The organism is Ruegeria sp. G10 (assembly GCF_056533645.1).
Window position 1 is genome coordinate 386,639 of the sequence record NZ_JBQFOQ010000002.1, and the last position, 25,929, is coordinate 412,567.

A 25,929-nucleotide genomic window follows, 5' to 3' on the forward strand; every position below is an offset into this window, starting at 1 on the left:
CTCTCGATTGGTATCTGTAGTCCCTCACGTAGGCAGTATATTGTGGTTCACCCTGAACAAATTGGCGGGATCATAGGTGCCCTTGATCCTGGAAAGCTTCTCACCGTTTTCGCCATATGCTCCGGCCATGTGGTCCGTTTCGTCTTCGGGCATAAAGTTCACATACGCGCTTCCGCTCGCGTGCGGCTGCATCTGGTCGTAAAGCTTGCGCGCCCAATCAATACACTCGGCATCCTTGCTGGGGTCCTCCCAACGCGTGTGAACATTCATGATGAAGTGAGCAGATCTTTGGGGATAGGCGGTCGAACCCGCCTCAACGCGTGCCATTGCGCCGCCCACATGGGCAATAAAGACTTCACACGCAGGGTCGGGCAGGCTGGATATGGCTTCCAGCAGACCAGAGATTGCGCCCGGAGAAAGCGTCTCGAAGTCATGGCTTTTCCAATAATTCCTAGCCCCTGGTGTCAAAAGCGGGTCAAAAGCAGCCTGCCAATCTACAAACTTATGGGGTGATATTACATCGGCGATCGGTTCACCTAGCGCGCGCAATATCGCCATGGCTTTTTCACCTTCCGCCATCGGGCCGCTATAGCAAGCTGCAAAGATCAGCACCTCTCGTCCGTGCCACTCAGATGGCAGGAACGGAAGAGGAGGCGCTTTGCGCATCACGCTCCAAACGGTCAGTTCATCCGGAGAGTTGTCGGCAATGGCGGCAAATTCAGCGAGGAGCGTTGGTGCATTTTCTATCGGATGAACGATGAGGCCAGACAGGACGTCGGGTCCCAGCTCATGCAGTTGAAACTCGAATGAAGTCACCACACCAAAGTTTCCACCCCCTCCTCGGATGGCCCAGAAAAGCTCCGGGTGGCTTGAGGGAGAGGCCGTTACAATGGCTCCGTCTGCGGTCACGACCTCCGCCGAGAGCAAATTGTCGATCGTCATGCCAAATTTCCGAGTGGTCCATCCGAAGCCACCGCCAAGCGTGAGGCCTGCGATGCCCGTGGTCGAATTGATCCCAACGGGAACGGCAAGTGCATGTGCCTGTGTCTCGCGATCCACATCTCCAAGCAGTGCCCCCGGCGCAACCCGAGCCGTCTTGTTGACAGGGTCGACGTGAACCGACCGCATCTGGGAAAGATCGAGCATGACCGTTTCGTCCGCCACCGCGTGCCCTGCAATCTGATGCCCACCTGACCGAACTGACATTACGAGACCGGCGTCTCGTACGAAGTTCACAGTCTTCTGAACATCGCTCGCCCCCAGTGCGCGGATCACGAAACCTGGGTACCGTTCGAACATACTATTCCAAGTTGTTCTTGCATCTTCGTATTCCGGGGTGCCCTTCTGGTAGACCCCGCCGCGCAGCGATACATCAAGAGCATCTAACGCGTCTTGATCCACAGTTGCCGTATTGCCGTCGAGTGTTTTCAGGTCAAACATGCATAAGCCTCCCTATTGTCAGGTTAGGCTTCTTGCAGGGCTGCCTCGGGTAGTGTTGTTTCCTTCACGTTGCGCCGCAAAGGTCTTCCATTGATCTGGTATGAAAAGCCTGATGCTCAGGCGAAGACTGCCGGATCTATCCGATCCACCGGCGTTATGACATCGGCAGGAATATTCAGGCGTTCTGCCGCCTTTCTGAGGCTTTCCTCATCGGGGGCTTCGTACAGGCAGTATGTTTTTCGCTTGTCCGCGCTGAGGAATGAAAAAATCCACTCGACGCCGACTTCGTCATTGATCTCTTTGATGTGAATTTTGTCTTCGTCGCTGACGTTCAGCTGCTCAGCAAAATTTCTTTCAATTATGTACCTTGGCATAAAGTCCCCCAGAAACAGTTTTATTGCCTCAGCTCGCTACTCCTTCGAGCCTTGACCTTAGGGAAACCATACCTAATTTCTGCGAAATTGCCAACGCTTCCCCTTCCAGTTGAAAGGCCTGTTCTACGTCCATCGGGCGCCCCCTTCGCCGCAATGCAGTTGCATATGCAGCCTTGCTATGCGCAATCCAGGGTGGGCATTTCATGCGGGTGTCAATTTCAATGGCCTTCTGGAACATCACCTCAGCGGCATCCCAGTCTTTCAAAACCGAGCCCAAACTGCCGAGGCGTCGAGCCGCTGCGCCAGTGCATACGGTGGTTGCCCCGGCGGTAATCGTCAGTTCGTCGTACGGGGCCAACAATTCATAGAGCGTCTTGGCATGTTCTCGATGTTCAATGGCCACACATATGTCGGCCAGATAGGACAATGTCGTTGAATACATGGCGTCGGGTGGAAGATCGAAGCCATTGTCAGCCATTTCATTCAGGATACGTTCGGCAGGTTCCTTATATCCCAGTTCGGCAGCGATGACGCCAAAACCCGGCTTCCACGAAATGTCTTCAGGGCTGTCTGTCATCAGCTTCTTGATCACAGGTGCGACCTCGTGTAGCCGGTTTTGCTCGCGGCGGATTGTGAACATCTGAACCCCGAAGACGCCCTCAACATGCTCCCCATGGGTCTTTCGACCGATCTTCACCGCCTCGGTGGCGTGTTTTTCTGCTTGCACAAAATCGCCGTCCATAATTGCAACCATGGCGCGTGCGTGTTTCTGAACCCAATAGAGTTGCAGATGATTGTCCTTTTCCGAAATCTCAGTGAGCAAACCCAGAGAATGGTCCATCAACTCGCGGTCAGCCATCTCGGCGCCCACGAACAAGCTCAGAGTACGGTCTCGTCCTTGATCGATACTGCCAAGATTCTCGGCCACAGCATGCATCGCCTCCAGGTTCTCACGCCAATGATGGGCCTCTCTGCCCTTTCGCGCAACGAATGGGGCTCCAAAATGCATCATCATGACTGAGAACTGTGATTTATAGTCGCCCAGTTTTGCAGCCAGTTCCATGGATTGCTGGCCGAAACGCGCACCTTCAGACAACTGGCCGACAAACATATGCGCGCGCGCAAGTTGGCTCATCAATCTGCACCGACGGACCTCATCATCATCGGGCAAATCTTTCAGCGCAGTACCGCATAGTTCGATTGCCTCACTGTGCCTTTCGCTGGACATCATACATGAGTCAGCAAAGTGGTTGGCGGCGTCAGCGGCCAGCTCGATGTTGTGCATCGCCCGGGCCGCGTCGGAAGCCTCTTTCAGAACTGCGATGCCCTCGGGCAATTGGCCGAGGCTGTCATGGCTGCGGCCTACCAAAATCTTACCTTTGATCAGCTCTGAATTGGAGTTTGAACCGAGATTTTCGGCAGCGCGCAAAGTCTCTTGGGCGTTCGTCATAGCTTCTTGGCTTGCAGATCGCGCCAACGCCATTTCTGTCGCAATTTGCCATTTTTCAAACGCAGCCCTCCAATCCTCTGCCTCGGATAGATGGCGCGCGACGAGTTCAGGGCGACGCTCGATCTCAGATGACCTTATCCGCATCAAAGCACGCGCCACATCTGCGTGTTGTCGTCTTCGGGTCGAACTCAGCATGGATTGATAGGCGGTATCGCGAATAAGAGCATGGCGGAAAACGAAATGCCCGCGATTGTGTCCGCTTTCAAAAATCAACCCTGTTCGAGAAAGCTCTTCGAGGCATTTGTCGACATCAGACTCTTCAAGGCCCTTCGCGGCAGATAATATGTTAGGCTCAAACTCCCGGCCAATTACCGATCCTGTAAGAGCGACCTGTTTTGCCTCTGGCGAAACTGCGTCCAGCCGCGCCATCAACGCGCCTTTCAGTGACGAAGGTATGTGGCCGTGCCCCTGCTCGCCGGATTCGAAAATGGCTCGGGTCACTTCTTCCACGAACAGTGGAACGCCATCGGTTTTTTCAATTATTCTAGAGATCAGAGCTTCGTCAGGTTTCTTGCCCGTAATGTTTTCGACAAGGTTTGAGACATGCGCGGAATCAAATCGGCGCAAAACCAGAGACTGTACGTGTGTGTCCCCATCATCACGGGCTATTTCCCACCCGGGCCTGTGGGTTATCAAGATCATCAGAGGAAGATCGGTGCATATCGACTTAAACCGCTCCAACAAGGCTTGGGTGGAAGGATCGATCCAATGAGCATCTTCTGCGCACAAAACAACCGGGCGCACACTTGATCGCACCTGCACTGTGTGGATCAGTGTTTGGATTGTTGTATCGCGCTGCTCCTGCGGTGACATCTCAAGCACCTTCTGGGCCAGCGCACTACGAGGCGCGACCAAGGCTGCAAATACAGGCAGAACCTGTTCCCAATCCAACCCCGGACGCCCTTCAAGCATCTTTCTGACGTGCTCAAGGATCAGATTGTCGTCAAAGTCCGGCTCAACCCCCGCATCCTGGGATATTCGTTGGGCAACCGGATGAAATGGGCTGCTGCTGAGATAGGGAGAGCAGTTCAGTCTTATGACATCGGCTTGGTCATTTTCGGCGATCTCTGCGAGGAATTCCTCAGTAAGTCGCGATTTTCCGATTCCGGCTTCACCGGATAGCAGTACAACCTCTCCGTGACCATTCTTAGCACGTTGCCATGATTGCAGCAGGATACCCTTTTCGTAATCCCGACCAATCATGACGCTGTCGACGTCGTCTCGATATGAGGCGCGAAACCGGCTTTCTGCACTGCGTTCCGACACCACTTTCTGCAGAACACGTGGTTCAGCAAACCCCTTTAGCTCTGTTTTTCCAAGGGATTTAAACTCGAATATCCGATGTAAAGCGGTCTCGGTTTCCTCAACCGTCAAAACGACTGAGTTTGGCTCTGCATGTTCTTGGATCCGTGCCGCAAGATTGACGACCGGACCAGTCATGGCCCCTTCCTCATACGTGTTTTCGCCAATGGTATCGCCGACCACTACATCACCGCTCGCGACGCCCAGTCTGACCGACAATCGCTCTCCATCAGGCGTTTTGAGCTCCCTGACGCGACCAACGGCCTCAAGACCGGCTTTGATCGCCCGGATCGCGTGATCTTCGTACGCCCGCGGCCAACCGAAAAACACAAGAAGACCATCGCCCAAGTACTTTGCGACGTAGCCACCATAGCGGCTTACGGCTCCGGCAACGGCATCTTGGTAGTTTTGTAGCAATTCCCGCATGTCTTCGGGATCAAAGCGATTGGTAAGTTCGGTTGAGCCGACAAGATCGGCAAACAAAACGGTTACGTGACGCCTCTCTGCGGTAGCCGGTTCACTATGCTTCCGTTTCGGCGGATCATCACTTTGCGCATTGCCTGAAGTGGGCGCTTGAACGCTTTCGAGCGCTTTTTCCTGAGCTACTTGTGACGATGCAGTTGTGTGCCGTTGATCGACTATCTCTTGTATCGCAGCGAGGATGATTTTGCGGTGACCAAGACTTACCCCCAGCTCTCGTAGGTCTTCTCCAGACAATAGTGGCAAAACACGTGTATCAATATCGTTTTCCGCAAAAACATCTGCGTACTGACTCAGGTCGAGATCGTTTAACCACTTATCTATTTCAACCGACATCTTTGGATCATGCGGAGATACGCGTAACTAATCAAGAATACGCTTTCAAACCAGACTGGCATATTCATTGCATAGCGTCAGTGTTCATTGTTCGCCGGGTCACGCAGGGGATGGATCGCAGCTGAAGTTAATGGCCGACCGGCGATGCCCCAGCTTCTTGCGAGCGAGGAGTTTCAGTTGCACTATCCAATCTGGGATAGTCGAGCGAGATATCGACAATGACACGGATTAACCTGGAGCAATTGCGGACCTTCCTAGCCGTCGTGCGGCATGGCGGTGTTCGCAGGGCGGCGACTGCGCTCGGCCTGACCCAACCAGCCGCGACAACTCGGATCAAGAATCTGGAAGACACGCTTGGGTGCGAGCTTTTTGAGCGCGAAGCGGGGGGCATGCGATTGACCAAGCGCGGCGAGCTTCTTTTGGTGCACGCAGAGAAGTTTGAGCATCTGACCGATCTGGTTGAAAGGGACGTGATCGATCCTGCCGGCGTCGAGGGTAGGTTGCGGCTTGGCGTCTCCGAGACCATTGCTCAATGCTGGTTGCCGGACTTGGTGTCACGACTGCACAACTGTTACCCTAGGTTGGAGATCGAGTTTAATGTCGATATCTCGGCACATCTGCGTGAAGGCCTGATGAGCCGGGACATCGATCTTGCGATCCTTTTGGGCCCCATTTCTGAACACAAGGTCAACAACATCGAACTGCCGGGTTTTGATCTGGCCTGGTACGCGTCGGGGTCGCGAGGTGATCCGTTGGAAGCTAGCGATCTAAAGCAACCGGTTTTGACTTACGCCCGCAACACCCGACCATATCGTGAGTTGAAAGAGATGCTTTTCGAGCGTGTTGGGCCGGATGTCTCGCTGTTCCCGTCCACCTCGTTGTCGGCTTGTTTTCGGCTGGTCGAAGCCGATTTGGGCGTGGCCGTATTGCCGCGGGCCCTAGGTGCAGAGCACGTGGCAGCCGGACGGATTGTTGAATTCGATCCGGGATGGGTGCCCTCGCCGCTGCAATTTACAGCCTCGTACCTGGGAGAGCCCAAAAGCCACATGATAGACACTGCAGCGAAGATGGCGCTGGAGGTGGCGAACAGATATCACGGAGATAAAAATTATTGATCAAATGTGACAAAAAATATCAATTTGATTTTATAGTCTCGAATTGTGACCCTCCGGGTAGTCGAGGAGGTACCTGTGACCGGGTCTTACGAATTGCTCAAATCGCGCCCGCTGATCGATCAACGTACAGCGATACGGGCCGGGGATTACCGCGCGCATACTGCCGGGCTTGGGCAGGGCTATCTGCAAGCGAACCTTGCCATCATGCCCGAAGCCTATGCGCTGGATTTCATGCGTTATTGTCAGCGCAATCCCAAGCCGTGTCCTTTGACCGGAGTGTCCGATACAGGTAACCCGATGATGTTCACGATGGGCCGCGACATCGACATCCGCACGGATGTTCCGGCCTACAATATCTATTGCGATGGCAAGCTGGCAAACTCGGCCCATGATATCCGTGACATATGGCGCGACGATCTTGTGGCCTTTGCGCTTGGCTGTTCCTTCACCTTCGAACATGCGCTGATACGGGCCGGGATTCCGGTCTGGCATATCGCAAACAACACCACCGTGCCCATGTTCCGGTCCAATATCGATACAGTGCCCGCGGGTCCGTTTTCCGGCAAGATGGTGGTGTCGATGCGGGCAATCCCGGAAGACCGGTTCGATGAGGTCATCAGGATTTCCCGACGCTTCCCGCTGGCCCATGGAGCCCCGATCCATTGGGGCGATCCGGTCGGGATCGGCATCGAAGACGTCTCAAGACCCGAATGGGGTGACCCGGCCCCGGTCGCACCCGGCCAGATCCCGGTGTTCTGGGCCTGCGGCGTGACCCCGCAGGTCGCGATCGAGGCGGCGCGCCTGCCGCTCTGCATCACGCACAAACCCGGGCACATGCTGATCTCGGATGTAGCCGAGGACGCGGAAAACCCGGTTCTGACTTTCGACTGACACAACCAAAAAGTTCAACAAGGAGACACAGATGAAACGAATTTCAGCATTCCTTGCCGTCACCACAGCGCTGGCTGCGCCGGCACTGGCCGAAGACCTTTCGGTGGTCGGCAGCTGGTCCGGCCTGCCGCTGCACAAGGAATATGAGGCGCCGTTCTGGAGCGAGACGCTGCCAGCGGCTTCCGGCGGCAACATTACCGTCAACCTGACCACGCATAACCAGATGAACCTTGGGGTGGGCGATGTATTCCGCCTGCTGGGTGATGGTGTCTATGACGTGGCGATGACCGTGGCAGACTATGCCGTTGCCGACGCGCCAGAGCTTGAGGGGCTGGACGTGCCGCTTCTTGCCCTGAACGCAGACGATGCACGCGCCATGGTCGATGCCGCCCGCCCGATGGTGGCGGACATCTATCAGGATCGCTTCAACAGCCATGTTCTGGCCATCGCGCCCTATCCGCCGCAGGTGGTCTTCTGCAATGCCGAGGTCTCGGGGCTGGATGATCTGCAAGGCCTCAAGGTTCGTGCCTCGGGTCGAATGACGGCCAAGTTCCTTGAAGCCTTGGGCGCCGAAGGTGTGAATGTCAGCTTCTCCGAAGTACCCGGTGCGCTACAGAAAGGTGTTGTGGATTGCGCGGTGACTGGTGCGGGCTCCGGCTATTCCGCAGGTTGGTGGGAAGTGTCCACGCACCTGATGCCGATCCCTCTGGGTGGCTGGGACAGTGTTGTGACCGCCATGAACCTGGACAAATGGAACAGCCTTGATGCCGACACGCAGGCGTTGATCACCGAACAGGTCGCGGCTGAATTCGAAGACCCGGCATGGGCCAGCGCGCAGGACGCGTTGGTGAATGATATCGCATGTCTCACCGGCAATGGGGAGTGCCCGGCGGGCGAGGCGCGCGGTATGACACTCGTCGATGTTTCGGATGCCGATTTTTCCAAGGCGCGTGAGGTACTGGTGGGCGAGGTGTTGCCTGACTGGGCTGAACGTGCGGGTGGCGACTGGGCAGATCGCTGGAACGCCAGCGTCGGTTCCACCGTTGGTGTGACCATCGCGAACTAAGTGTATTGGGTGGGTGCGCATGCGCCCATCCAGCCCTTGGGCTTTCAACGTCTGGCTCTGAGCATCGATGATCCAGCCCGTTATTTGTGAGCCAACAGACAGGTCAGAGGCCCCGCATGGAGCATACGGTTCTTGATAATCTACGTCGCGTGAACAGGTGGGTTGCCATTCTGACCGGGATCGTTCTGCTGGGATGCGCGTGTGTCGTTTTGATGGATATCGTGCTGCGTCAGATCGGATCCTCTTTTGGCGGAACGGATGAGATATCCGGCTATGTCATGGCCATCGCCACCTCTTGGGGCATGGCATTCACGCTTTTGGAGCTGGGGCATGTGCGGATCGATTTTCTGCGCGCCCGCACCGGGCCGCGGACCCGGGCTCTGTTCGACCTTTTTGCGATGACGGTGATGGCAGGAACGGTCACTCTGATCGCTGTCAAATGCTGGCCGGTTCTTGCCCGTTCACTGGCGAATTCCTCGCGGGCAAACACGCCGCTGGAAACACCGCTGGCCTTGGTGCAGGCCCCTTGGTTCGCCGGTTGGGTTTGGTTCGCGATCATGTCGTGGCTGACATTGTTGGTCGCTTTGATCATGGTTGCGAAAGGCCGCTTTGAGCAGTCCGAGGCCGCAATCGGCTGCTTTGGTGAAGAGGAGGCCGTGAAGTGATCACCTATATCTCGATCGGGCTTCTGGGGCTGTTGTCGCTGTCGATTCCGGTCGGCATAGTCCTCTTCCTGCTTGGTTTCGGCGTCGATGCCTTTTTCAGCCCGTTTCCGTTGATCCGGGGATTGGGAAATCAGGTCTGGTCGACATCGAACAACGCAACCCTGATTGCCATTCCTTTCTTTGTCCTTCTGGGCGAAATTCTCGTGCGTTCCGGCATTGCCATGCGGACCTACGCCGCGCTTGATCGGTGGGTCAGCTGGCTGCCGGGTGGTCTGGTCCATGCCAATGTCGCCACGGCCACGATGTTTTCGGCCACATCGGGGTCGTCGGTGGCAACTGCCGCCACGGTCGCGACGGTCGCAATGCCGCAGGCCGAAAAACTGGGCTATGATCCCAAGCTGTTCTCGGGCGCTATCGCGGCGGGTGGCACATTGGGCATCATGATCCCGCCTTCGATCAATTTGATCGTCTATGGTTTTCTGACGCAGACCTCTATTCCGCGCCTGTTTCTGGCGGGACTGGTGCCCGGTCTGGCGCTGGCTTTGGGCTTTATGGCCATCACAATGCTGATTTGCATGATCCACCCTGGCTTGGGCGGTACCCGGCGCGTGTTTCCCTTTGCCGAGATGCTGCGCGCGCTGCTGCAGCTGATCCCCATCGTACTGCTGTTCACGATCATCATCGGAACGATCTACAAGGGTTGGGCCACCCCGACCGAAGCCGCTGCTGTCGGCGTCGCCGGGGCGGTGGTGATTGCGGGGTTTTTCGGCGGGATCAGCCTGAAAATGTTCACCGAGAGTATTTTGGGTACGGTCAAGATCACCTCGATGATCATGCTGGTCGTGATCGCGGCTTCTTTCCTGAATTTCACTCTGGCCTCCGCGGGATTGGGGCGTGAGCTGGAAGCCTTCCTGGGCGGTCTGGGTCTGTCGCCCATGGGCACGATTCTTGTTGTGGTGCTGATCTATATCGTGCTGGGGTTCTTTATCGAGACATTGTCGCTGATGGTGGTCACTATCCCCATCATCGTGCCGCTGGTGGTGGCACAGGGCTTTGATCCGATCTGGTTTGGTATCCTGATGATCGTCCTGATTGAAATGGCCCTGATCACGCCGCCTGTGGGCCTCAACCTCTATGTCGTTCAGGGTGCGCGCAAGTCGGGCAAAATGAGCGAGGTGATGCTGGGCAGTATCCCTTATGTGGTCGCGATGCTGATTATGGCGGGTCTATTGATCGCCTTTCCAAGCATCGCACTTTATCTTCCGTCGGTTCTGGGTGGGTGAGACATCATGCAGTTTTTCGTAGATAAGACGGCGATCCCGGGCCGGATCGATCACCTGATTGTTGCCGGTTGGACCGGGCGGGACGTTGCTGCGGTGCAGCATCACATTGATGAACTGGCGGCCATCGGTGTTGCCCCGCCAAGTCAGGTGCCCCTGTTCTATCGGGTCTCAACCGCGCTGCTGACCCAATCGCCCGAGATCGACGTTCTGGGAACCGCCACGTCAGGAGAGGTCGAGCCGCTGCTCATCCGGCAGGACGGCACGCTTTATCTGGGGCTCGGCTCGGATCACACGGACCGAGAGCTTGAGGCCGTATCTGTCGCGGCCTCCAAACAGGCCTGTGCAAAACCGGTCTGCCGGGACCTGTGGCGGTTCGACGAAGTGGAATCCCATCTCGACCAGTTGATCCTGCGATGCGAGGTCGAGGAAGGCGGTAAATGGGTGCTGTATCAGCATGGTCCACTGGCCGCGATCCGACCCTTGCAGGATCTGATGGAGGGGGCCGGGCTGTCCGACGGTCAGGCGATGTTTTGCGGCACACTCGGGGCGGTTGGCGGGGTACGTCCCGCCACCTCCTATCGCATGAGCCTTACCGACCCGGTCAAGGCACGCGCGCTGGAATTCGAGTACCGCGTCCGATCCCTTCCTGTCATCGCCTGAGGATGTGAGTGGAATGCCCGGAGATGTGTCCTCGAAGTGGCCCCGGATTCGGACCGCGGGATATGACGGGTTCGTCATCAGCTTTGCCGACAGCTTGAGCGAGCCGGCGAACCGGGCAGCGCTTGCGTTTCGGTATGCCATCGAAAAGGCCGGTTGGTCAGGCGTCGAAGAAAGCTCGACCTCTCTGGTGTCCGCCTATCTCAGGTTCGACCCGCTGGAATGCGATCACAGCATGATGCGCGCGGCGTTGGACAGTTTGCTGGCCGAACAAGACTGGTATGCTGCGGCGCTGCCAACGGGGCGTAGGTTGTGGCGCGTGCCGACAGCCTATGGCGGCGATCTGGCACCACAACTGGCTGAAGCCGCCCAAGCGGCAGGCCTCAGCGAGGCAGAGGCGATTGCGTCGATTTCAACAACCCGCGTCCGGGCCCAGACCATCGGTTTCGCTCCGGGCATGCCGTATCTGGGTGAATTGGCCCCCGAATGGAACATCCCAAGACAAACCGAGCTGACCGCACAAGTACCCGCCGGGGGGCTGTGCATGGCAATCCGTCAACTGGTCTTGTTTCCGGTGGCCACCCCCACCGGGTGGCGTCATATCGGCCAAACCGCGTTGCGCCTGTTTCGACCGGACGCAGATGAGCCATTCCTGTTTCGGCCCGGAGACGAAGTGCTGTTCGAACCGACAAGCCCTGAGACTTTGGAGAGCTTGAGACATGACGAGAATGGTGGCGCAGTCTTTGAGGTCATCCGATGACGCGCACGCTGACCGTCCATCGCATCGGCCCCGGTGCAACCGTTCAGGATCTTGGCAGACCCGGGTATCTGGCCTTTGGTTTGTCGCGCGGCGGTGCTGCGGACCGGTTGGCCTTGGCGGAAGGCGCCGCACTGCTTGGGCAGACGCCGGATCAAGCCGCACTGGAAATGGTCGGAATGGGCGGGGAGTTCGAGGCAAGCGAAGACGTGCGCATTGCGCTGACCGGCGCCCCGATGGCGGCTAATATAGAAGGCGCGCGCATCGCCTGGAATGCAAGTCATCTGTTGCCCAAGGGTGCGCGCTTGCAGATCGCTTCGGCGCAAACCGGGACATACGGGTATTTGCATCTGGGCGGGGGGATTTCGGGGCTTCGGCAGTTGGGGTCCTGCAGTGCCCATCTTGCAGGCGGCCTCGGGGGTCATGTGGAAGCGGGCGCTCAGCTTGCAGTTGGTTTGGACAAGAAAACGGAGACAGGTCTGAAACTGCCCATTGAAGACCGGTTCGGCGGCGGGGCCATCCGGATTGTCGCCAGCCTTCAAACAGAGCTGTTTCCGTCTGACGAGCTGGCCCGTTTTGCCGCGACACGCTTTCAACGCGATGCGCGCGGCAACCGGATGGGTGTGCGCTTGGTCCCCGATGGTGCGGGTTTCCAAAGCAAGGCAGGCCTGAGTGTCTTGTCCGAGGTGATCGTACCGGGCGACATACAGATCACCGGCGACGGCACGCCTTTTGTGCTACTCAGCGAATGCCAGACGACAGGCGGATATCCTCGGATCGGATCGGTCCTTCCCGCCGACCTGCCACGCGTGGCGCAAGCGCGCCCGGGCGAATGCCTGCGGTTCTCCTTCGTGTCTCTGGAAGAGGCTGTCGCTATCCAACGGCGCGCCAGGACGGATGAAGAAGCCCTGCGGACACAGCTGACACCATTGGTTCGCAACCCCGCCCTAGTCGCCGATTTGTTGTCCTATCAGCTGATCAGCGGCGTCACAGCAGGTCATGACTTGGACGAACAAGCCTGATGACCCGAAGCGCAGATTTTAATGCCAATATGGGCAAGAGTTTTAATACATGGCAGTTAGGCGATGATACTGCATTGCCGAATGTTGTGATGTCAGTCTACGAGCAATGCTGTACCTCAGCGAACGCTGGCATTGCAGGCTGCGGGCACCATATTTTTACCGGTCAGTGAAGGTTGGCTTTGGACCGTCCTCGCTCAAGCCACAAGCGCCATAGGTTGAACTCAGAGCCTGAGCCAGAGCCCGTATCGAGTCAAAATTTGACCAACATCATAGCCATCCCAGTTTGCCGGGATTTGCTTGAAGCGGGTAGCTGAGAAGTACATTCTCGTTTTTGTTGATCCCCGACGACACAAAACCGATCCAACTAACCAGGAAATGAGATGTCTGTGTCGACTTCAAGCCTGCGAGTATTAGAAGTCACACCCAACGTGCTGGCATTTTACGATGGGCGGGTCGCCGGCGTCCGGTTGCATTCCAATGAACCTAACTGGTTAGATGACGGTGCCTTTTCGCTTGGATTTGCAAGTTACGCTATTCTCGATCAGAACGAAGCTTTGGTTTACGATACGAGTATTTCTGTCGAGCACGCGCGGGCAATCAGAGACGAACTAGAACGCAGAGGTGCCACCTCTATTCGCGTCGTACTTAGCCACCACCACAAGGACCACGTTGCCGGGACCGAAGTCTTTCGGGATTGCGAAATTATCGCTAGCAAGAAATGCGCACGCGCACTTTTCGAAAACCAAGAAGCCTATGCAAAGTCTTCGCCACCGATTGATAAGCCGGTTATGCCCACCTCGGTTTTTGACGGCGAAATGGAGTTATCGGTCGGTAACATCGGCGTTGAGCTGCGGCCGTTGGACGTGCATAGCTTTGATGGTCTCACCATGTACCTTCCCAAAACGCGATTATTGTTCGCTGGCGATACATTGGAAGACACTGTCACTTACGTGGCCGAACCGGATCGCCTTGAGTTACATTGTGCAGAACTTGAACGCCTGACGACATGGGACATCCAGACTATTCTCCCCAATCATGGTTCGCCCGACCGGATAGTTAGTGGTGGTTACAAACCGTCTTTCGTAAACGCGACCCGAGACTACATTGAGAAATTACTGCGCTGCCAAAATGAACCGAATCTGAGGGCACTCCGGTTGTCAGATTTCATCGCTCGTGACATCGAGCGCGGGACGCTGACATATTTCGAACCTTATGAGCAGGTGCATGAAAGGAATGTGAAGTCTGTCCTGGCAATCTGAAGCCGGACCGGCAGGATGCTGCGCTGGCTCGGACCACCACGAAGAGCCCGCAGCGAGACCAGCACAAGGCGGCAAACGTCCTTAGAAAAGCACTCTACCTGATTTGCTGTTCTTCACAAAGGCAATCGGCAATCCGTTCGTTACCACTGTCCGTTCTTTCGAATCGAGGCCGTTGATCGGCACTATTGAACTCATGAGGGGATGCGTTTGAGATCTTGGATATCAGATTGCGTGAGGCACTACCCGTCACAATCCCTTCTTACATGCCGCTTCATCCGCTTTTGTCGAACGAGCCAACCGTGGCACTGCAAACGTGGGCGTTACGTTCCAGTAAGAACAGGATCAAGCAGCTGCGGTGAAGGTGCGGGGAATGTCCAAGGATCAACGAAAACTTGGTACGAAGAGAAACCACGGAAGAATTGATCGCAAGTTTCATTCTGCGGCGAGTCTATGAACGGCGATGCCGTCCTTGGGACGTTGGAGCGTGGACAGATGACGCCTTGCAAATTGCCCGCGATAGACCAAAGCAAACAAAGGCGGTGTGAAGTAGAAGGACACGACGGTTGATAGTAAAACGCCTCCGGCGATAGCGACGGCGAAAGGTGGCCAGAACGCGCCTCCGCCCAGGATCAGAGGTAGAAAGCCGCCAAAGGTCGTAACCGTTGTCGAGATGATGTGGCGGCTTGAGCCGGACACGACCCGCGCCATTGCGCTGTAGTCGCCGTGACTTGCTTCTGGGTCCTTTTGTAATCCGGTCAAAATGATGATGGCGGCGTTGACGGAAACACCTATTGAACCAATGACCCCAATAATTGCTGTAATGCCGAACGGAAATTGCATGATCGCCAGCGATAGCATCGACAGACCAGCGGACAAAACGCACACCACAAGCGTCACAAGTGTCAGCCGGAACGAGTTGAAGGTCAGCACAATGGTCGCAATCGACAAAGTGACGATCAACCCGACCGACGCAAGCAGGTTGCCGACTGTGTTCGAGCGCGCGTCGCTGTCCCCACCCAATGACACTGTGTAACCTTGCGGCAGGACAAAGCCGGACGCATCAAGCGCCTCCAATACGTCCTGCAACGCCTCTTCGGGCAAAACGCCCGGTACGATAAAGGCCTGAATGGTATTTTCGCGCACGCCGTCTGTCCGGGTGATAACGCTTTCGGTGGGTTCGATCACGGGTCGGGCCAGTTCGGACAATGGCACGGCAGGAAATACACCGGTCGCGGACACCTCGGCTGCGTTCGGCAGCAGGATTGGTATACTCACGATCTGGCTGAGGTCCGAGCGGATGTCGTCACCCAATCGGACACGAACGGGCAATTGTTCTGTGCCTTCAATCAGTGATCCGCCGGTAATGCCCACCAGTGCGGTATCAAGCTGACCTGCTATATCCGCGACGTCCAGTCCGAGAAGTCGGGCCTTGATCTCATCGATTTCAAACCGGATCTGCGGGTTGCCGCCATTGACGCTGGCCCGGGCCTGAGTGACCAGATCCAGATTGGCCATGATCGAGCGGACCTCATCCCCGAGATTGCGCAGAACCGTTATGTCCTGTCCCTGGATTTTAACCTCGACCGGGGCTGCAACTGGCGGGCCCTGCACCAGATCGCGGACGATGATCTGGGCGTCAGGGAAATCAATGTCCAACTGGCGCTGCAGGGCACCAACAAGTCGGGCAGCCTCGTCCGGGGTTTCGGTTGTAATCATGGCCTGCGCAAAGCCCGGCTCGCGCGAGCGGTTGCCGACTATGTTGTAGTAGAAGGCCGGGCCCGACTCGCCCACTGTCCAATAGACACTCTCAACGCCCTCATCAGCCAACAGCATATCGTCGATCTGCCGCGCGGTTGCTTCTGTCGTGGCAATGGACGTACCGCCCGGCATGTCAACTTCGATGTAGAACTGGTTGCGGTCTACACCCGGAAAGAACTGCGCTGTCAGAGTTGGAAATGCGGCAAAACCCAGCACAGGCAAAACCAAGGCCAGCGCGATGGACCGGATCGGGTTGGCAACGGACAAACGGATCGAAGCCTCAAAAAGGCGGGCCAGGGGTGGTATTCTTATGCCCCGGCTCAGCATGCCTGCATCCGCGCGGTCAGACAGAACCCAACCCGCAATCGCCGGGGTCACAGTCAACGCAACCACAAGTGACCACACCAGCATCAGCACCACCGCGATGGCGATGGAACCAACGAAATCCCCTGCCGGTCCGGGGAGCAGGATCATCGGTGTGAATGCAAGCGCGGTTGTGACAGTCGAAGCCAATAGCGGCGCAGCCAACCGGCGAACGGAGTCCCGAACCGCAGCAAGACGGTCCATACCTGCCTGCAGGCGACGACGGATCTCGTCGGTCATCACAATTGCCGCGTCGACCAGCAGGCCCAAAGCCACGATCAAGCCCGTCACCGACATCTGGTGAATGGGCAACCCGATCATGTTCATTGTCGCAAGCGTCGCCAAGGAAACAACGGGCAGAACCAGCGCCACAATCGCCGCTGCGCGGACACCCAGTGTTACCAACAGTACCGCAATAACCAGTGCCACTCCGATGGCCATGTTGATACCAACATCGGTCAGACGGTCTGTTGTGTATTGGCTTTGATCGAACAGCAGAACTTCTTGAATGCCCAAAGGGACCGATGCAGCACCGGCCTGCAGCTCATCCTTCAGGAAACCGGTCCAACGATCGATTTGCACGCCTTCCTGCGCGAGGACTCCGACCAGAACGGCTGGCTTGCCATCGGCGAAAGCAATCGAAGACTGCGGGTCGCGCGCGCCCCTATCTACCTTGGCGATATCGCCAAGTTGCACCACCGCACCTTCGGCGCTTTCGCGCAGAACGATGTTCCGGATGCGATCAAGGGTTTCGATTTCACCGCTGATGTTGATGGTAAGGTCTACGCCGGATTGCAGACGACCGGACTGTACCTTGCCATCGGCCTCTGCAATCCGCTGAGAAATCTCTACGGCGCTCAGACCCAGGGCGGCGGCCTTGTCCATGTCGACGCTGACAAGGACCTCTTCGTCCGGTTGCCCGAAGTAATCCACGGCACGTGTCGCCGGTATTGCGCGCAGCCGGTCCCCCAAAGCTTCGGCATGACGCGACAGCAGAGTGGTCGGGACATCCGGGTTATCTGCGCTGACCGCGATAACGGCGGAGTAGGCTGAAATACCTTCTGCATCAAATTCCGGCGGCAAAACACCTACAGGAAATGTCTGGCTCGCATCATCGACGGCATCCCGCGCCTCGGCCCAGACTTGTTCGATGGTTGCTTCGTCCAGCGTTTCAATCAGCTCAACCGAAACAACGGAAACGCCAGAACGCGACACGGAACTGACCTCGTCCACCTCGGCGATTTTCCGAAGTTCTTCCTCGATCTCTGCCGTGACCAACGCTTCGACCCGTTCCGGGTCTGCGCCCGGAAACTGGGTTGTAACGGTCGCGAATAGATTGGTGATTGTTGGGTCTTCCTGCCGACCCAGCGACAAGAACGAAGACAGTCCTGCAGAGACAAGAACCAGAACGATCAGCGCGACAAGCCGGGGATGACGATAGGTCAGGGTTTCCATCGGGTTCCTCCGTTACTCACCAGTGTTGAAGGAAACGCGCTGACCAACTGTAACGCGCTGTGGCCCCTGATCGATGAGGACGGCGCCATCCGGAAACGCGCCTCGCACGAAGACACGATTGTCTTCGGCATGCAGCACTTCGACCGTTGCCAAGCGCACTGTCTTGTGCGCGTCGGCAACCAGCAAAGTCCATTGGCCGCGCGCCCCTTCTTTGAGAGACGTCGTCGGCACCCAGGTCCCGGTATTTTGCACCTGATCAAGAACATGCACACGCGCGGTTTGCCCGAACGCAACCTCCCTTCCGTCGACCAGATCAAACAGCGCTGTTCGGGTGCGGGTGACCGGGTCAATATCTGGGCGCAGCGTTGCCAGCTTTGCGCGATAGCTTTCGCCAGCGATTTCGATTTCAACATCCGATAGCAGCGAGGGGTCAACGTCCAACGGAATCCCGATCCGAACCTGTGGCGAGACAACCTCGACCATGCCCAAGACCAGCTCGCCCGAGCGCAATGTTTCCCCGCCGTCCACATGCCTGGAAGTGATTTGGCCCGCAAACGGGGCTTCAATGCTGGATTTCTCAATCCTTACGGTCACATCGCGCAATCCAGCATCGATTTCGTCAATTCTGGACAGCAGCTCATCTTGTTGGGCCACAGCCTCATCCAGTCGTGCCTGACTGGTAAAGCCTTGTTCGATAAGCTTGGCGTTTCGTTCAACCGTCTACTGCGCAAACGCCAACTGCGCGGCGATTGCGGCGCGGGAGGCCGCCAGGCGGTCGCGTTCTACTTCCAACAGTGCGATATCCAACGTCGCAAGAAGCTGCCCCTTGGCAACGTCGTCACCTTCATCGGCAAGGATTTGATCCAGCGTACCATTGAGTTCGAACGATATATCTGCCGCGCGTTGCGGTTCGACCTGACCGATGAAAACGCGATCAACGCTATAAGTGCTTTCGGACTTTATTGGTGTTACGGACACCGGAGTCACAGCAGCGGCATCAGGCGCTGGAACGGCGTCAGCCCGACGCGTCAGTTCAGAAGTTCCGACAAAAACAGCCCCCACAGCGACGGCGATAATGCCAAGGGTCAAACCCAGTCGAAAGGTCCCGCGCAGGACGCGCGAAAACCGGCCAGGTTCCGGTGTGTCAGATCGATGTGTTGCAGGATTCGGCATTCGCGGACCTCATCAAGTTAGTATCTCTAACATATGTTAGAAGTTCTCACTTTGACAAGGGATACGCGATCTGGCACATCTTGGATCATGACAAGTACAGAAAAAATTCACTCGTCAGAAGGGCGACCTGTCGGAAAGAAAGCGTACCATCACGGTGATCTTCGTTCTGCTCTGACCGAGGCGACCCGGCAGTTGGTTGAAGAAAAGGGCCCCGACAGCTTTTCGGTGTCAGAAGCCTGCAGGTTGGCTGGCGTGTCGACAGCAGCCCCGTACAAACACTTCAAAGACAAGACAGAAATGCTGGTCGCAGCCGTTCTTGAGGGGATGGACCGACACCGGACCAGAATGCTTGCCGCGCTTGACGGTATTCCGGAGGGATCACCAGAGCGGATCACGGCGATCGGCATGGAATATATTGCCTTTGCTTTGAATGAACCGGGAATTTTCCGGCTAAAGTTTGGCGGGTTCACAGATCGCATCGCAGATCCGCGTCTGGAAGAAGGTGGACAGCAAAGTTTTGGAATTCTTTTGACCGAGGTCGCAAAATGCCTGGGCGAGCCGACGATCACAGAAGAGGTCCGCCGCCGTGGTTTCCTGCTGTGGAGTTTCGTGCATGGCCTTTCGTTCATTCTGCATGAAAAAGGACTTGCCGAAAAAGGGTCGGAATTCGAATTGCACGATCTACTTGAGGATGTTTCTGAAAGAATGCTGAACTGACCACTCTTCCACTCATTTGAGCTGGGCCAACGCACCTAAGGAAGCCACAAGGCGACTAGGGTTTGTGGGCTAAGCAGCCGTTACTTTGGCCTTCGCATGGTGGCATAGGATTCATGGCACTGTCGCTTGGTTCGTACCTGTCCGGGAGTTCGGTTTCCGAAGCCACATTATCCAATTCAGGCTTCCCAGTAGGGCGGCGAGCCGAAATGAGAGCGCAGGTGCTCGACGAACGCCGTGACCTTTTTTGATCCCCGCCTGTTTGGCAGATAGACTGCATGGATTGCCGTGTCTGTTTCGCCATGCCCGGCAGTCCAATCCGGCAAAACCTGGGTCAATCGCCCCGCCTTAAGATCCTCGCCCACCAGCCAACTCGGCACCATCAAAAGACCGCCTCCGTTGATTGCGGCTTGTCGCAACATCTCAGAGTTGTTGGCGACCATGCTTCCTTTGACCTTCAGGTTTAGACTTTTCCCTTCTTTTTCCATGCGCCACGTGCGATCTCCGTCTGTGAATGCAAAGCAGAGACAGTTGTGGTCTTTCAGCTCGTCGGGGTGTTGAGGGATACCGCGTTCGCCCAGATAGTCCGGGCTCGCGCATAACAGCCGCCTGTGTGGCGCGAGTTTACGCGCGATCAGGCTGCTGCTGTCGAGCCTGCCGATGCGGATGGCGATATCGATCCGATCCTCGACCAAGTTGACGAAACCGTCGCTCAGCTGGAAATCCAGTTCAATCTCGGGGCAACGCCGCATGAACAAACCCATCGCAGGAGCCACATGCATCGAGCCGAAGACGACCGGCATCGAGATTCTGAGCAACCCACGAGGCGCGCCGCCCGCTTCACTGACGCTACGGTTTGCATCATCAAGGGCGTCGAGCACCAGAATGGTCTGATCCAGATAACGCGCGCCCGTATCGGTCAGCGTTACGCTTCGGGTCGACCGGTTCAAAAGTTGCGTGCCGAGGCTTGCCTCAAGTGAATTTACTTGCCGTGTGAGAGATGACGTAGCCATCCCCATACGACGCGCGGCGGGCGCGAAGCCGTCTTCCTCGACTACGGTGCGAAACGCGCGAAGGGCGGCAAAGTAGTCCATCTATACTCCAAGCCATTGTTGCGTATTGCGCAATACTATTGCCGATACTTGGTAGATTATCAACGTGGCGCTGCTGGATCATATTCCTCTCAAACCCAACATTAGGAGTACGACCATGGCCACCGATATGACTGTCATAGACATTACCATGACCTCGGACTTCATCTGTCCGTGGTGCCGCATTGGTGAAAAACGGCTTGAGAATGCGCTGGCGATGCTGTCGGACGACATCAAGGTTAATCTTCGTTGGCAACCTTTCGAGCTCAATCCCCACATGCAGAAAGAGGGGATAGACCGCAAAGTCTACCGGTCGATGAAGTTCGGTTCGTGGGAGCGGAGCCAGTCGCTGGACGCCGGAACCGTCGAGGCGGGCCAGCCCGATGGTGTTGCGTTCAACTACGACATCATTGAGCGGACGCCCAACACCTTTGCCGCGCATAAGTTGACGCATTGGGCAGACACCCAAGGTAAACAGTCAGACGTCGCACACCGCATCCTGAGCGCGTATTTTGCCGAAGGGCGGGATATCGGCGATCCTAAGGTTCTTGCGGCAATTGCCGCAGCGGCGGGTTTGAGTGGGGGTGAAGCCCTGACTTACTTGGCAGATGAAACGACCGATGCCGAAACGCGAGACTTGCTGAATGCCACAGCGCGCTCTGGTGTGCGGGGTGTTCCACAATTCGATATCGAAGGCACAATTGTTAGCGGCGCACAGCCCGCGGACATTCTGGTGCAGGTTATTCAGTCGGCCGCACACCAGAAGTCAGCAGGCCAGCGCGCTGCTGGTTGGTGGCAAGGCTTCTGATGAGAAACTGACATTGGGCAAAATGGTGCAATCCCCGCCTGATGAATTTCAAACCCCAATCTCTGAAGCACTCAAAGCCAAAGCTTGGATGGCCCTGCCAACAGTGGGAGGCGACCCAACGAACGTCGTGGCTGTGGTCTGACGAAAGGGAAGAGAACCTATGATGTCTCGACGCTCCAAAACACACGGCACAACAGCACGCATGTCGCGGCACCCAAAATTCGCCGACAGTTTTGCATCAGATGGATCCGCATCTGACCTGTTCGCAACCGTGATGATCGCCTGGGCCTCGCGGGGCTCATTTGATGATCCAGATACCCTTCAGAACAAGGAGGTTTCCCAATGAAACTCGCCAACCCAAATGCCTCGCACCGGGGGTTTTCCCAAACCTTCGCTCCGGGACACCTGTCGCTCGGCCTGATGATGCCAACCGCGCCGCTTGTGCATGGCATTCCGAACATGATTGGACAGTTGGACCAGGCGGCGCGGATCGATGAACTTGGCTTCGCCGCGCTCTGGTCTCGCGATGTCCCATTGTTTGATCCTGACTTCGGTGATGCCGGTCAGATTTATGACACGTGGGTATGGCTGTCTCAATTGGCGGCGCGGACAAAAAGCATCGCCTTGTCGACAGCAGGCATCGTTCTGCCTTTGCGCCATCCCATTCACGTCGCAAAGGCCTCGGCATCATTGGATGTGCTGTCGGGTGGCCGCTTCATGCTGGGTGCGGCTTCGGGCGATCGTGCAACGGAGTATCCCGCTTTCGGCTATGACCATGCCGGCCGCGGCGCAGCATATAGGGACGGCATCAACACGATCCGTCACCTGACCGAGCATGATTTCCCTCGGTTCACGTCTGAGCGCACGTCCTTTGATGGCGGTCTTGATCTGCTTCCCAAGCCGACCGCGCCGCGCCTTCCGATCTTTGCAATCGGCAGCGGGCAGCAAAGCGTGCAATGGATTGCTGAGAATATGGATGGATGGATTTCCTACCCCCGTGACATCGAAGATCAGCGACGTCGCATCGGGCTGTGGCACACCGCCTTGGACCAACGCGCGCAGGGCACCTTCAAACCTTTCGCGCAATCCCTCTTCGTCGATCTGACCGATGATCCCGACGCGCCTGCAAGCCCTATTTTCCTGGGCTTCCGCTTTGGGCGGAACCGGTTGATTGAACATCTGGAGAGCTTAAAAACCCTTGGCGTCCATCATGTGATGATCAATTTGCGGCACAGCACACGACCGGCATCTGAGGTGATCGAAGAATTGGGTGCGGAGATTCTGCCGTATTTTCCAACCCTTGGAAGCGTTGCGCAAAATGCAAAGAAGTTGACGGAAACTGCATGATTATTACGGCATCCAACAAGCAATAGCTTGAATTCGAACCACTGAGACAGCGGAAAAAGGATGAGTGTTATGTCCAATCACAAAAACAGGGCCATTGTCATCGGCGGATCTCTGGGTGGGCTCTTTGCGGGCAACATGCTCAAGAAAGCCGGATGGGAGGTCGATATCTACGAGCGCTCGGCGCATGATCTCGACAGTCGGGGTGGCGGAGTCGTGCTGCAACCGGACGTTGTTGAGGTGTTCCGAGAAGCGGGCGTCGATATCAGCACCATGCGCCTTGGCGTTCCGTCCAAAAACCGGATCGTCTACCGCAAAGATGGCAGCATACAGGACAAACGCCCCGCGCAGCAAATGCAGACGTCCTGGTCTTTGATCTACACCACGATGAAAGAGGCGTTCGGCGATGCGCATTATCACCGGGGTCGGGTTCTGACATCCATCGAGCAGAACGAAGACGCCAAAACCGTGACCGCGATCTTCGAAGATGGTTCGCGCGAGACCGCAGACCTCCTTGTTGGAGCCGATGGAAATGGCTCGACCGTGCGCCAACTGATTTGGCCGGACGCGCAACCGACTTACGCCGGTTATCTTGCATGGCGCGGTTTAGTCCCCGAGCAAGAGCTGACCTCGGCCGCCCGAGATGGTCTGGCCGGCGATTTTGGTTTCGCCAACACAAAAGGATCGCACATTTTGGGCTATCTTGTTCCCGGGGAGGGAAACGCGACAGAGCCTGGCAAGCGGTTTTACAACTGGGTTTGGTACCGTGTTGCGGACCACGACACTCTCAGGAAGATCATGATCGACAAGAACGGCAAACAGCGTGGATACTCGATGCCCGAGGGAAAGCTGTCCGACACCTGGAAGGCGCATGTCTATCAAGAGGCTGAAGCGTTGTTGCCAAAGCCATTCCGCGAGGCGGTTCTTTCGACACAGGAACCCTTCGCGCAGGCGATCCGCGACCTAACCGTGCCGAACATGGTGCAGGAACGCGTCATCCTGCTTGGCGATGCAGCTTTCGTCCCCCGGCCACATACCGCAGCAAGCACGTCCAAAGCAGCGGCGAATGCCCTCGCGCTGTATGACGCGCTGACCCGCCACCCCTACGACGTCGATACAGCGCTACACCTCTGGGAGCCGGGCCAGATGATGCTGGGGACGATGCTGTACCGTCAGGGCACCCAAGCGGGCGACAGCCTGTTGTTTCGCAAAGATATGAGTGAGCGGATCGGCTAGGATAACCACTAGAAAGGGGTGCGAAAAGACCAAAATCATCACCTAAACTAAAGATGCTTGGCCTTTCTTTGACCGGGCGAAAGCTCTGCCGATAGCAATGGGGGTCGCCGTTCAAACAGGGCAACGTTTCCACCTTTGCCACCTGTGACGCTTCTTCTCTAATGGTAGGGGGACGTTGTCTTGGGTGGTTGGAACCCCGCTCTAAATGGAGCGATGTATCTCTCGAACATCGTATCGCACGTGACGATCATGCATCCGCGTGACTAGTTCAAGGCTGATCAGGTCCTGAAACAAAGGATTGAGAAACTCATCAATGAAAGCAACGTCGCCGTCCTTTGGAACCGGGAAGTCATTGATTTCCTCGGTGCGGGGTCTGTTTCGCGACTGCAGTTGACGAGAAACCGTTAGGGGAGCTGAACGTGAGATCGCAACCGATGCGGCGGTTGTGGTGATCAGTCGCGATCCAAAACCCCAAACGTCAGACAGGCGGGCGCAACTCGTGCCAACGGGTCAGCTTTTGAAACTCTTCTGCAAGTTCTAGCAGCGAGGTCTCCTGATATTGATGGCCTACAATCTGCAGACCAATCGGCAAACCCGTTTTCGTCTGCCCACAGGGCAGGCTCATCGCCGGGTTGCCTGTAAGATTAAACCCACATGTAAACGGCACGAGGCTTGCCAGCTCCTGTGTTGGATCAAACTCCGCCAGAGGCATCGCAGTGTGTGGTGTTGTTGGTGTCAGCAAGACCTGCGCGTCCGCTTCCTGGAGTGCCTGAGTGAGCTCATGCCGCAATTGCGACCGGACGTTTATCGCGTTCAGCAGCTGATCCTCGGGAATATCCAGACCAGAACCGATCATTTCAGCAACCGCGGGCGCGAAGTCATCGCGCCGATCCTTGAGGGTTTCACGATTGGCACATGCCAGCTCTGCCGCAAAGAGTGTGACGATTGCATCCACAGCCAATGGCAGCGTCGGAAGCTCAACCTCAACAACCTCAGAGCCGTTTTGTTGGAAAACAGAGCGCGCTTGTGAAAATGCGGCCATGATTTCCGGGTCAAGGCCGTATCTTTGCGTTACAGCCTCAAGAGTTGCTGCTCCGAGAACTGCGAGTTTCTCGGCGGGACGCCGTCTCTCGCCATTGACCGGTCGGCTTCTCAATGTTGCTTTGTCCTGCGGATCGGGCCCTGCGAGGATGGGCAGAATCCGAGCGATCTCAGCGGCGGATCTGGCGATGATTCCAACATGATCTATCGACGGCGCTGACGCCTGCCGCATAACACCATACGAACTGATCAGGCCCCAGGTCGGCTTCAGACCGGTGGTTCCCGTCATGGCCGCTGGTATGCGAACAGATCCGGCCGCATCAGTCCCCAGTGCAAAGCGGGCAGACCCAACCGCAACCGAGACGCCCGCGCCCGCGCTTGAGCCTCCAGGGTAGCAGGCTAAGTCCCATGGATTGCGTGTTGGTGGTTGGTCCAGTCCGCAGGTTAATTCATGCGCGACTTGCGTTCCGACCAAAATGCCTCCTGCTGCGCGCAGCCGCTCAACAACTGCGGCGTCCTTTGAGGGTATACGGCTTTCATAGGCCTTTGATCCCCCTGACGTCACCACGCCTGCTACATCGAAAACCTCTTTGACTGCAAATGGCCAGCCCTCGATATGGGGCGATTGAGGATCGACACGGGCGTCAGCCGCACCAGTCTGAGCTTTGGTAATCAACAGATGCTTGTACGCGTGAACTTTCTCTTCTGTGCGAGCCAAAGCATCCAGAGCATCTGAGAGCGGGCTGTCGGTGGTAGTGGACATAGGTTCTCCTGAGCTCCCCGTTGGTT

The 25,929-nt window shown here is 56.7% G+C and carries 21 protein-coding genes; 13 read left to right on the forward strand and 8 right to left on the reverse strand.

What is annotated here, in order from left to right; translation table 11 throughout:
• Window positions 1-24: 24 nt before the first annotated feature.
• From ACR0KM_RS05595 to ACR0KM_RS05605, 3 genes are all read right to left on the reverse strand, one after another.
• A complete protein-coding gene (locus ACR0KM_RS05595) occupies window positions 25-1,440 on the reverse strand; it encodes an FAD-binding oxidoreductase (RefSeq protein WP_480858167.1) in 1,416 nt (471 codons plus the stop codon).
• A gap of 116 nt (window positions 1,441-1,556) precedes the next feature.
• Entirely contained in the window at window positions 1,557-1,814 is a 258-nt protein-coding gene (locus ACR0KM_RS05600; protein ID WP_480820297.1) for a DUF4242 domain-containing protein, read from the reverse strand.
• 28 nt (window positions 1,815-1,842) lie between these two features.
• Window positions 1,843-5,442 carry an adenylate/guanylate cyclase domain-containing protein gene (locus ACR0KM_RS05605; RefSeq protein WP_480858169.1) on the reverse strand — a complete coding sequence of 1,200 codons (3,600 nt, stop codon included), beginning with the start codon at window positions 5,440-5,442 and terminating at the stop codon, window positions 1,843-1,845.
• 218 nt (window positions 5,443-5,660) lie between these two features.
• Between ACR0KM_RS05605 and ACR0KM_RS05610 the strand changes: the two genes are divergently transcribed.
• The 9 genes from ACR0KM_RS05610 (at window position 5,661) to ACR0KM_RS05650 (ending at window position 14,157) form a co-directional block, all read left to right on the forward strand.
• On the forward strand, window positions 5,661-6,557 hold the full coding sequence (locus ACR0KM_RS05610) for a LysR family transcriptional regulator (protein WP_480858170.1): 897 nt from the start codon (window positions 5,661-5,663) through the stop codon (window positions 6,555-6,557).
• 75 nt (window positions 6,558-6,632) lie between these two features.
• Window positions 6,633-7,448, forward strand: a complete 816-nt coding sequence (locus ACR0KM_RS05615; protein WP_480858172.1) for a putative hydro-lyase — start codon at window positions 6,633-6,635, stop codon at window positions 7,446-7,448.
• A 31-nt stretch (window positions 7,449-7,479) separates the two neighbouring features.
• Window positions 7,480-8,514: a TRAP transporter substrate-binding protein gene (locus ACR0KM_RS05620; RefSeq protein WP_480858173.1), complete on the forward strand. Its 1,035-nt coding sequence runs from the start codon at window positions 7,480-7,482 to the stop codon at window positions 8,512-8,514.
• A gap of 116 nt (window positions 8,515-8,630) precedes the next feature.
• Window positions 8,631-9,179 (forward strand): TRAP transporter small permease subunit, encoded by a 549-nt coding sequence (locus ACR0KM_RS05625; RefSeq protein WP_480858175.1) that lies wholly within the window; start codon window positions 8,631-8,633, stop codon window positions 9,177-9,179.
• Window positions 9,176-10,462: a TRAP transporter large permease gene (locus ACR0KM_RS05630; protein WP_480858176.1), complete on the forward strand. Its 1,287-nt coding sequence runs from the start codon at window positions 9,176-9,178 to the stop codon at window positions 10,460-10,462. The genes ACR0KM_RS05625 and ACR0KM_RS05630 overlap by 4 nt, the downstream gene beginning before the upstream one ends.
• Window positions 10,463-10,468: 6 nt before the next feature.
• On the forward strand, window positions 10,469-11,122 hold the full coding sequence (locus tag ACR0KM_RS05635; RefSeq protein WP_480858178.1) for a DUF2848 domain-containing protein: 654 nt from the start codon (window positions 10,469-10,471) through the stop codon (window positions 11,120-11,122).
• A 13-nt stretch (window positions 11,123-11,135) separates the two neighbouring features.
• Window positions 11,136-11,879 carry a 5-oxoprolinase subunit B family protein gene (locus ACR0KM_RS05640; RefSeq protein WP_480858180.1) on the forward strand — a complete coding sequence of 248 codons (744 nt, stop codon included), beginning with the start codon at window positions 11,136-11,138 and terminating at the stop codon, window positions 11,877-11,879.
• Complete coding sequence (locus tag ACR0KM_RS05645; protein WP_480858182.1) at window positions 11,876-12,898, forward strand: 5-oxoprolinase subunit C family protein; 1,023 nt, start codon at window positions 11,876-11,878, stop codon at window positions 12,896-12,898. Before ACR0KM_RS05640 ends, ACR0KM_RS05645 begins: the two co-directional genes overlap by 4 nt.
• A gap of 380 nt (window positions 12,899-13,278) precedes the next feature.
• Window positions 13,279-14,157, forward strand: a complete 879-nt coding sequence (locus ACR0KM_RS05650; RefSeq protein WP_480858183.1) for an MBL fold metallo-hydrolase — start codon at window positions 13,279-13,281, stop codon at window positions 14,155-14,157.
• 432 nt (window positions 14,158-14,589) lie between these two features.
• Here ACR0KM_RS05650 and ACR0KM_RS05655 read toward each other — a convergent pair whose 3' ends face one another.
• The 3 genes from ACR0KM_RS05655 to ACR0KM_RS05665 all read right to left on the reverse strand — a co-directional run bounded on the left by ACR0KM_RS05655 (window position 14,590) and on the right by ACR0KM_RS05665 (window position 18,906).
• Window positions 14,590-17,733, reverse strand: coding sequence for an efflux RND transporter permease subunit (locus ACR0KM_RS05655; protein ID WP_480858185.1), 3,144 nt, complete (start codon window positions 17,731-17,733; stop codon window positions 14,590-14,592).
• 12 nt (window positions 17,734-17,745) lie between these two features.
• Entirely contained in the window at window positions 17,746-18,387 is a 642-nt protein-coding gene (locus ACR0KM_RS05660) for an efflux RND transporter periplasmic adaptor subunit (RefSeq protein WP_480858188.1), read from the reverse strand.
• A gap of 66 nt (window positions 18,388-18,453) precedes the next feature.
• Window positions 18,454-18,906, reverse strand: coding sequence for a hypothetical protein (locus ACR0KM_RS05665; protein ID WP_480858190.1), 453 nt, complete (start codon window positions 18,904-18,906; stop codon window positions 18,454-18,456).
• A gap of 33 nt (window positions 18,907-18,939) precedes the next feature.
• Between ACR0KM_RS05665 and ACR0KM_RS05670 the strand changes: the two genes are divergently transcribed.
• Window positions 18,940-19,623, forward strand: a complete 684-nt coding sequence (locus ACR0KM_RS05670) for a TetR/AcrR family transcriptional regulator (RefSeq protein ID WP_480858192.1) — start codon at window positions 18,940-18,942, stop codon at window positions 19,621-19,623.
• 176 nt (window positions 19,624-19,799) lie between these two features.
• Here the strand turns inward: ACR0KM_RS05670 and ACR0KM_RS05675 are convergent, their stop codons facing one another.
• Window positions 19,800-20,714 carry a LysR family transcriptional regulator gene (locus ACR0KM_RS05675; RefSeq protein ID WP_480858194.1) on the reverse strand — a complete coding sequence of 305 codons (915 nt, stop codon included), beginning with the start codon at window positions 20,712-20,714 and terminating at the stop codon, window positions 19,800-19,802.
• A gap of 64 nt (window positions 20,715-20,778) precedes the next feature.
• On the opposite strand from ACR0KM_RS05675, the gene ACR0KM_RS05680 reads away from it, so the two are divergent.
• From ACR0KM_RS05680 to ACR0KM_RS05690, 3 genes are all read left to right on the forward strand, one after another.
• Entirely contained in the window at window positions 20,779-21,519 is a 741-nt protein-coding gene (locus tag ACR0KM_RS05680) for a DsbA family oxidoreductase (RefSeq protein WP_480858196.1), read from the forward strand.
• A gap of 342 nt (window positions 21,520-21,861) precedes the next feature.
• Window positions 21,862-22,866, forward strand: coding sequence for an LLM class oxidoreductase (locus ACR0KM_RS05685; protein WP_480858198.1), 1,005 nt, complete (start codon window positions 21,862-21,864; stop codon window positions 22,864-22,866).
• 69 nt (window positions 22,867-22,935) lie between these two features.
• On the forward strand, window positions 22,936-24,099 hold the full coding sequence (locus ACR0KM_RS05690) for an FAD binding domain-containing protein (protein ID WP_480858199.1): 1,164 nt from the start codon (window positions 22,936-22,938) through the stop codon (window positions 24,097-24,099).
• A 478-nt stretch (window positions 24,100-24,577) separates the two neighbouring features.
• On the opposite strand, the gene ACR0KM_RS05695 is transcribed toward ACR0KM_RS05690, so the two are convergent.
• Complete coding sequence (locus ACR0KM_RS05695) at window positions 24,578-25,903, reverse strand: amidase (RefSeq protein ID WP_480858201.1); 1,326 nt, start codon at window positions 25,901-25,903, stop codon at window positions 24,578-24,580.
• Window positions 25,904-25,929 lie beyond the last annotated feature (26 nt).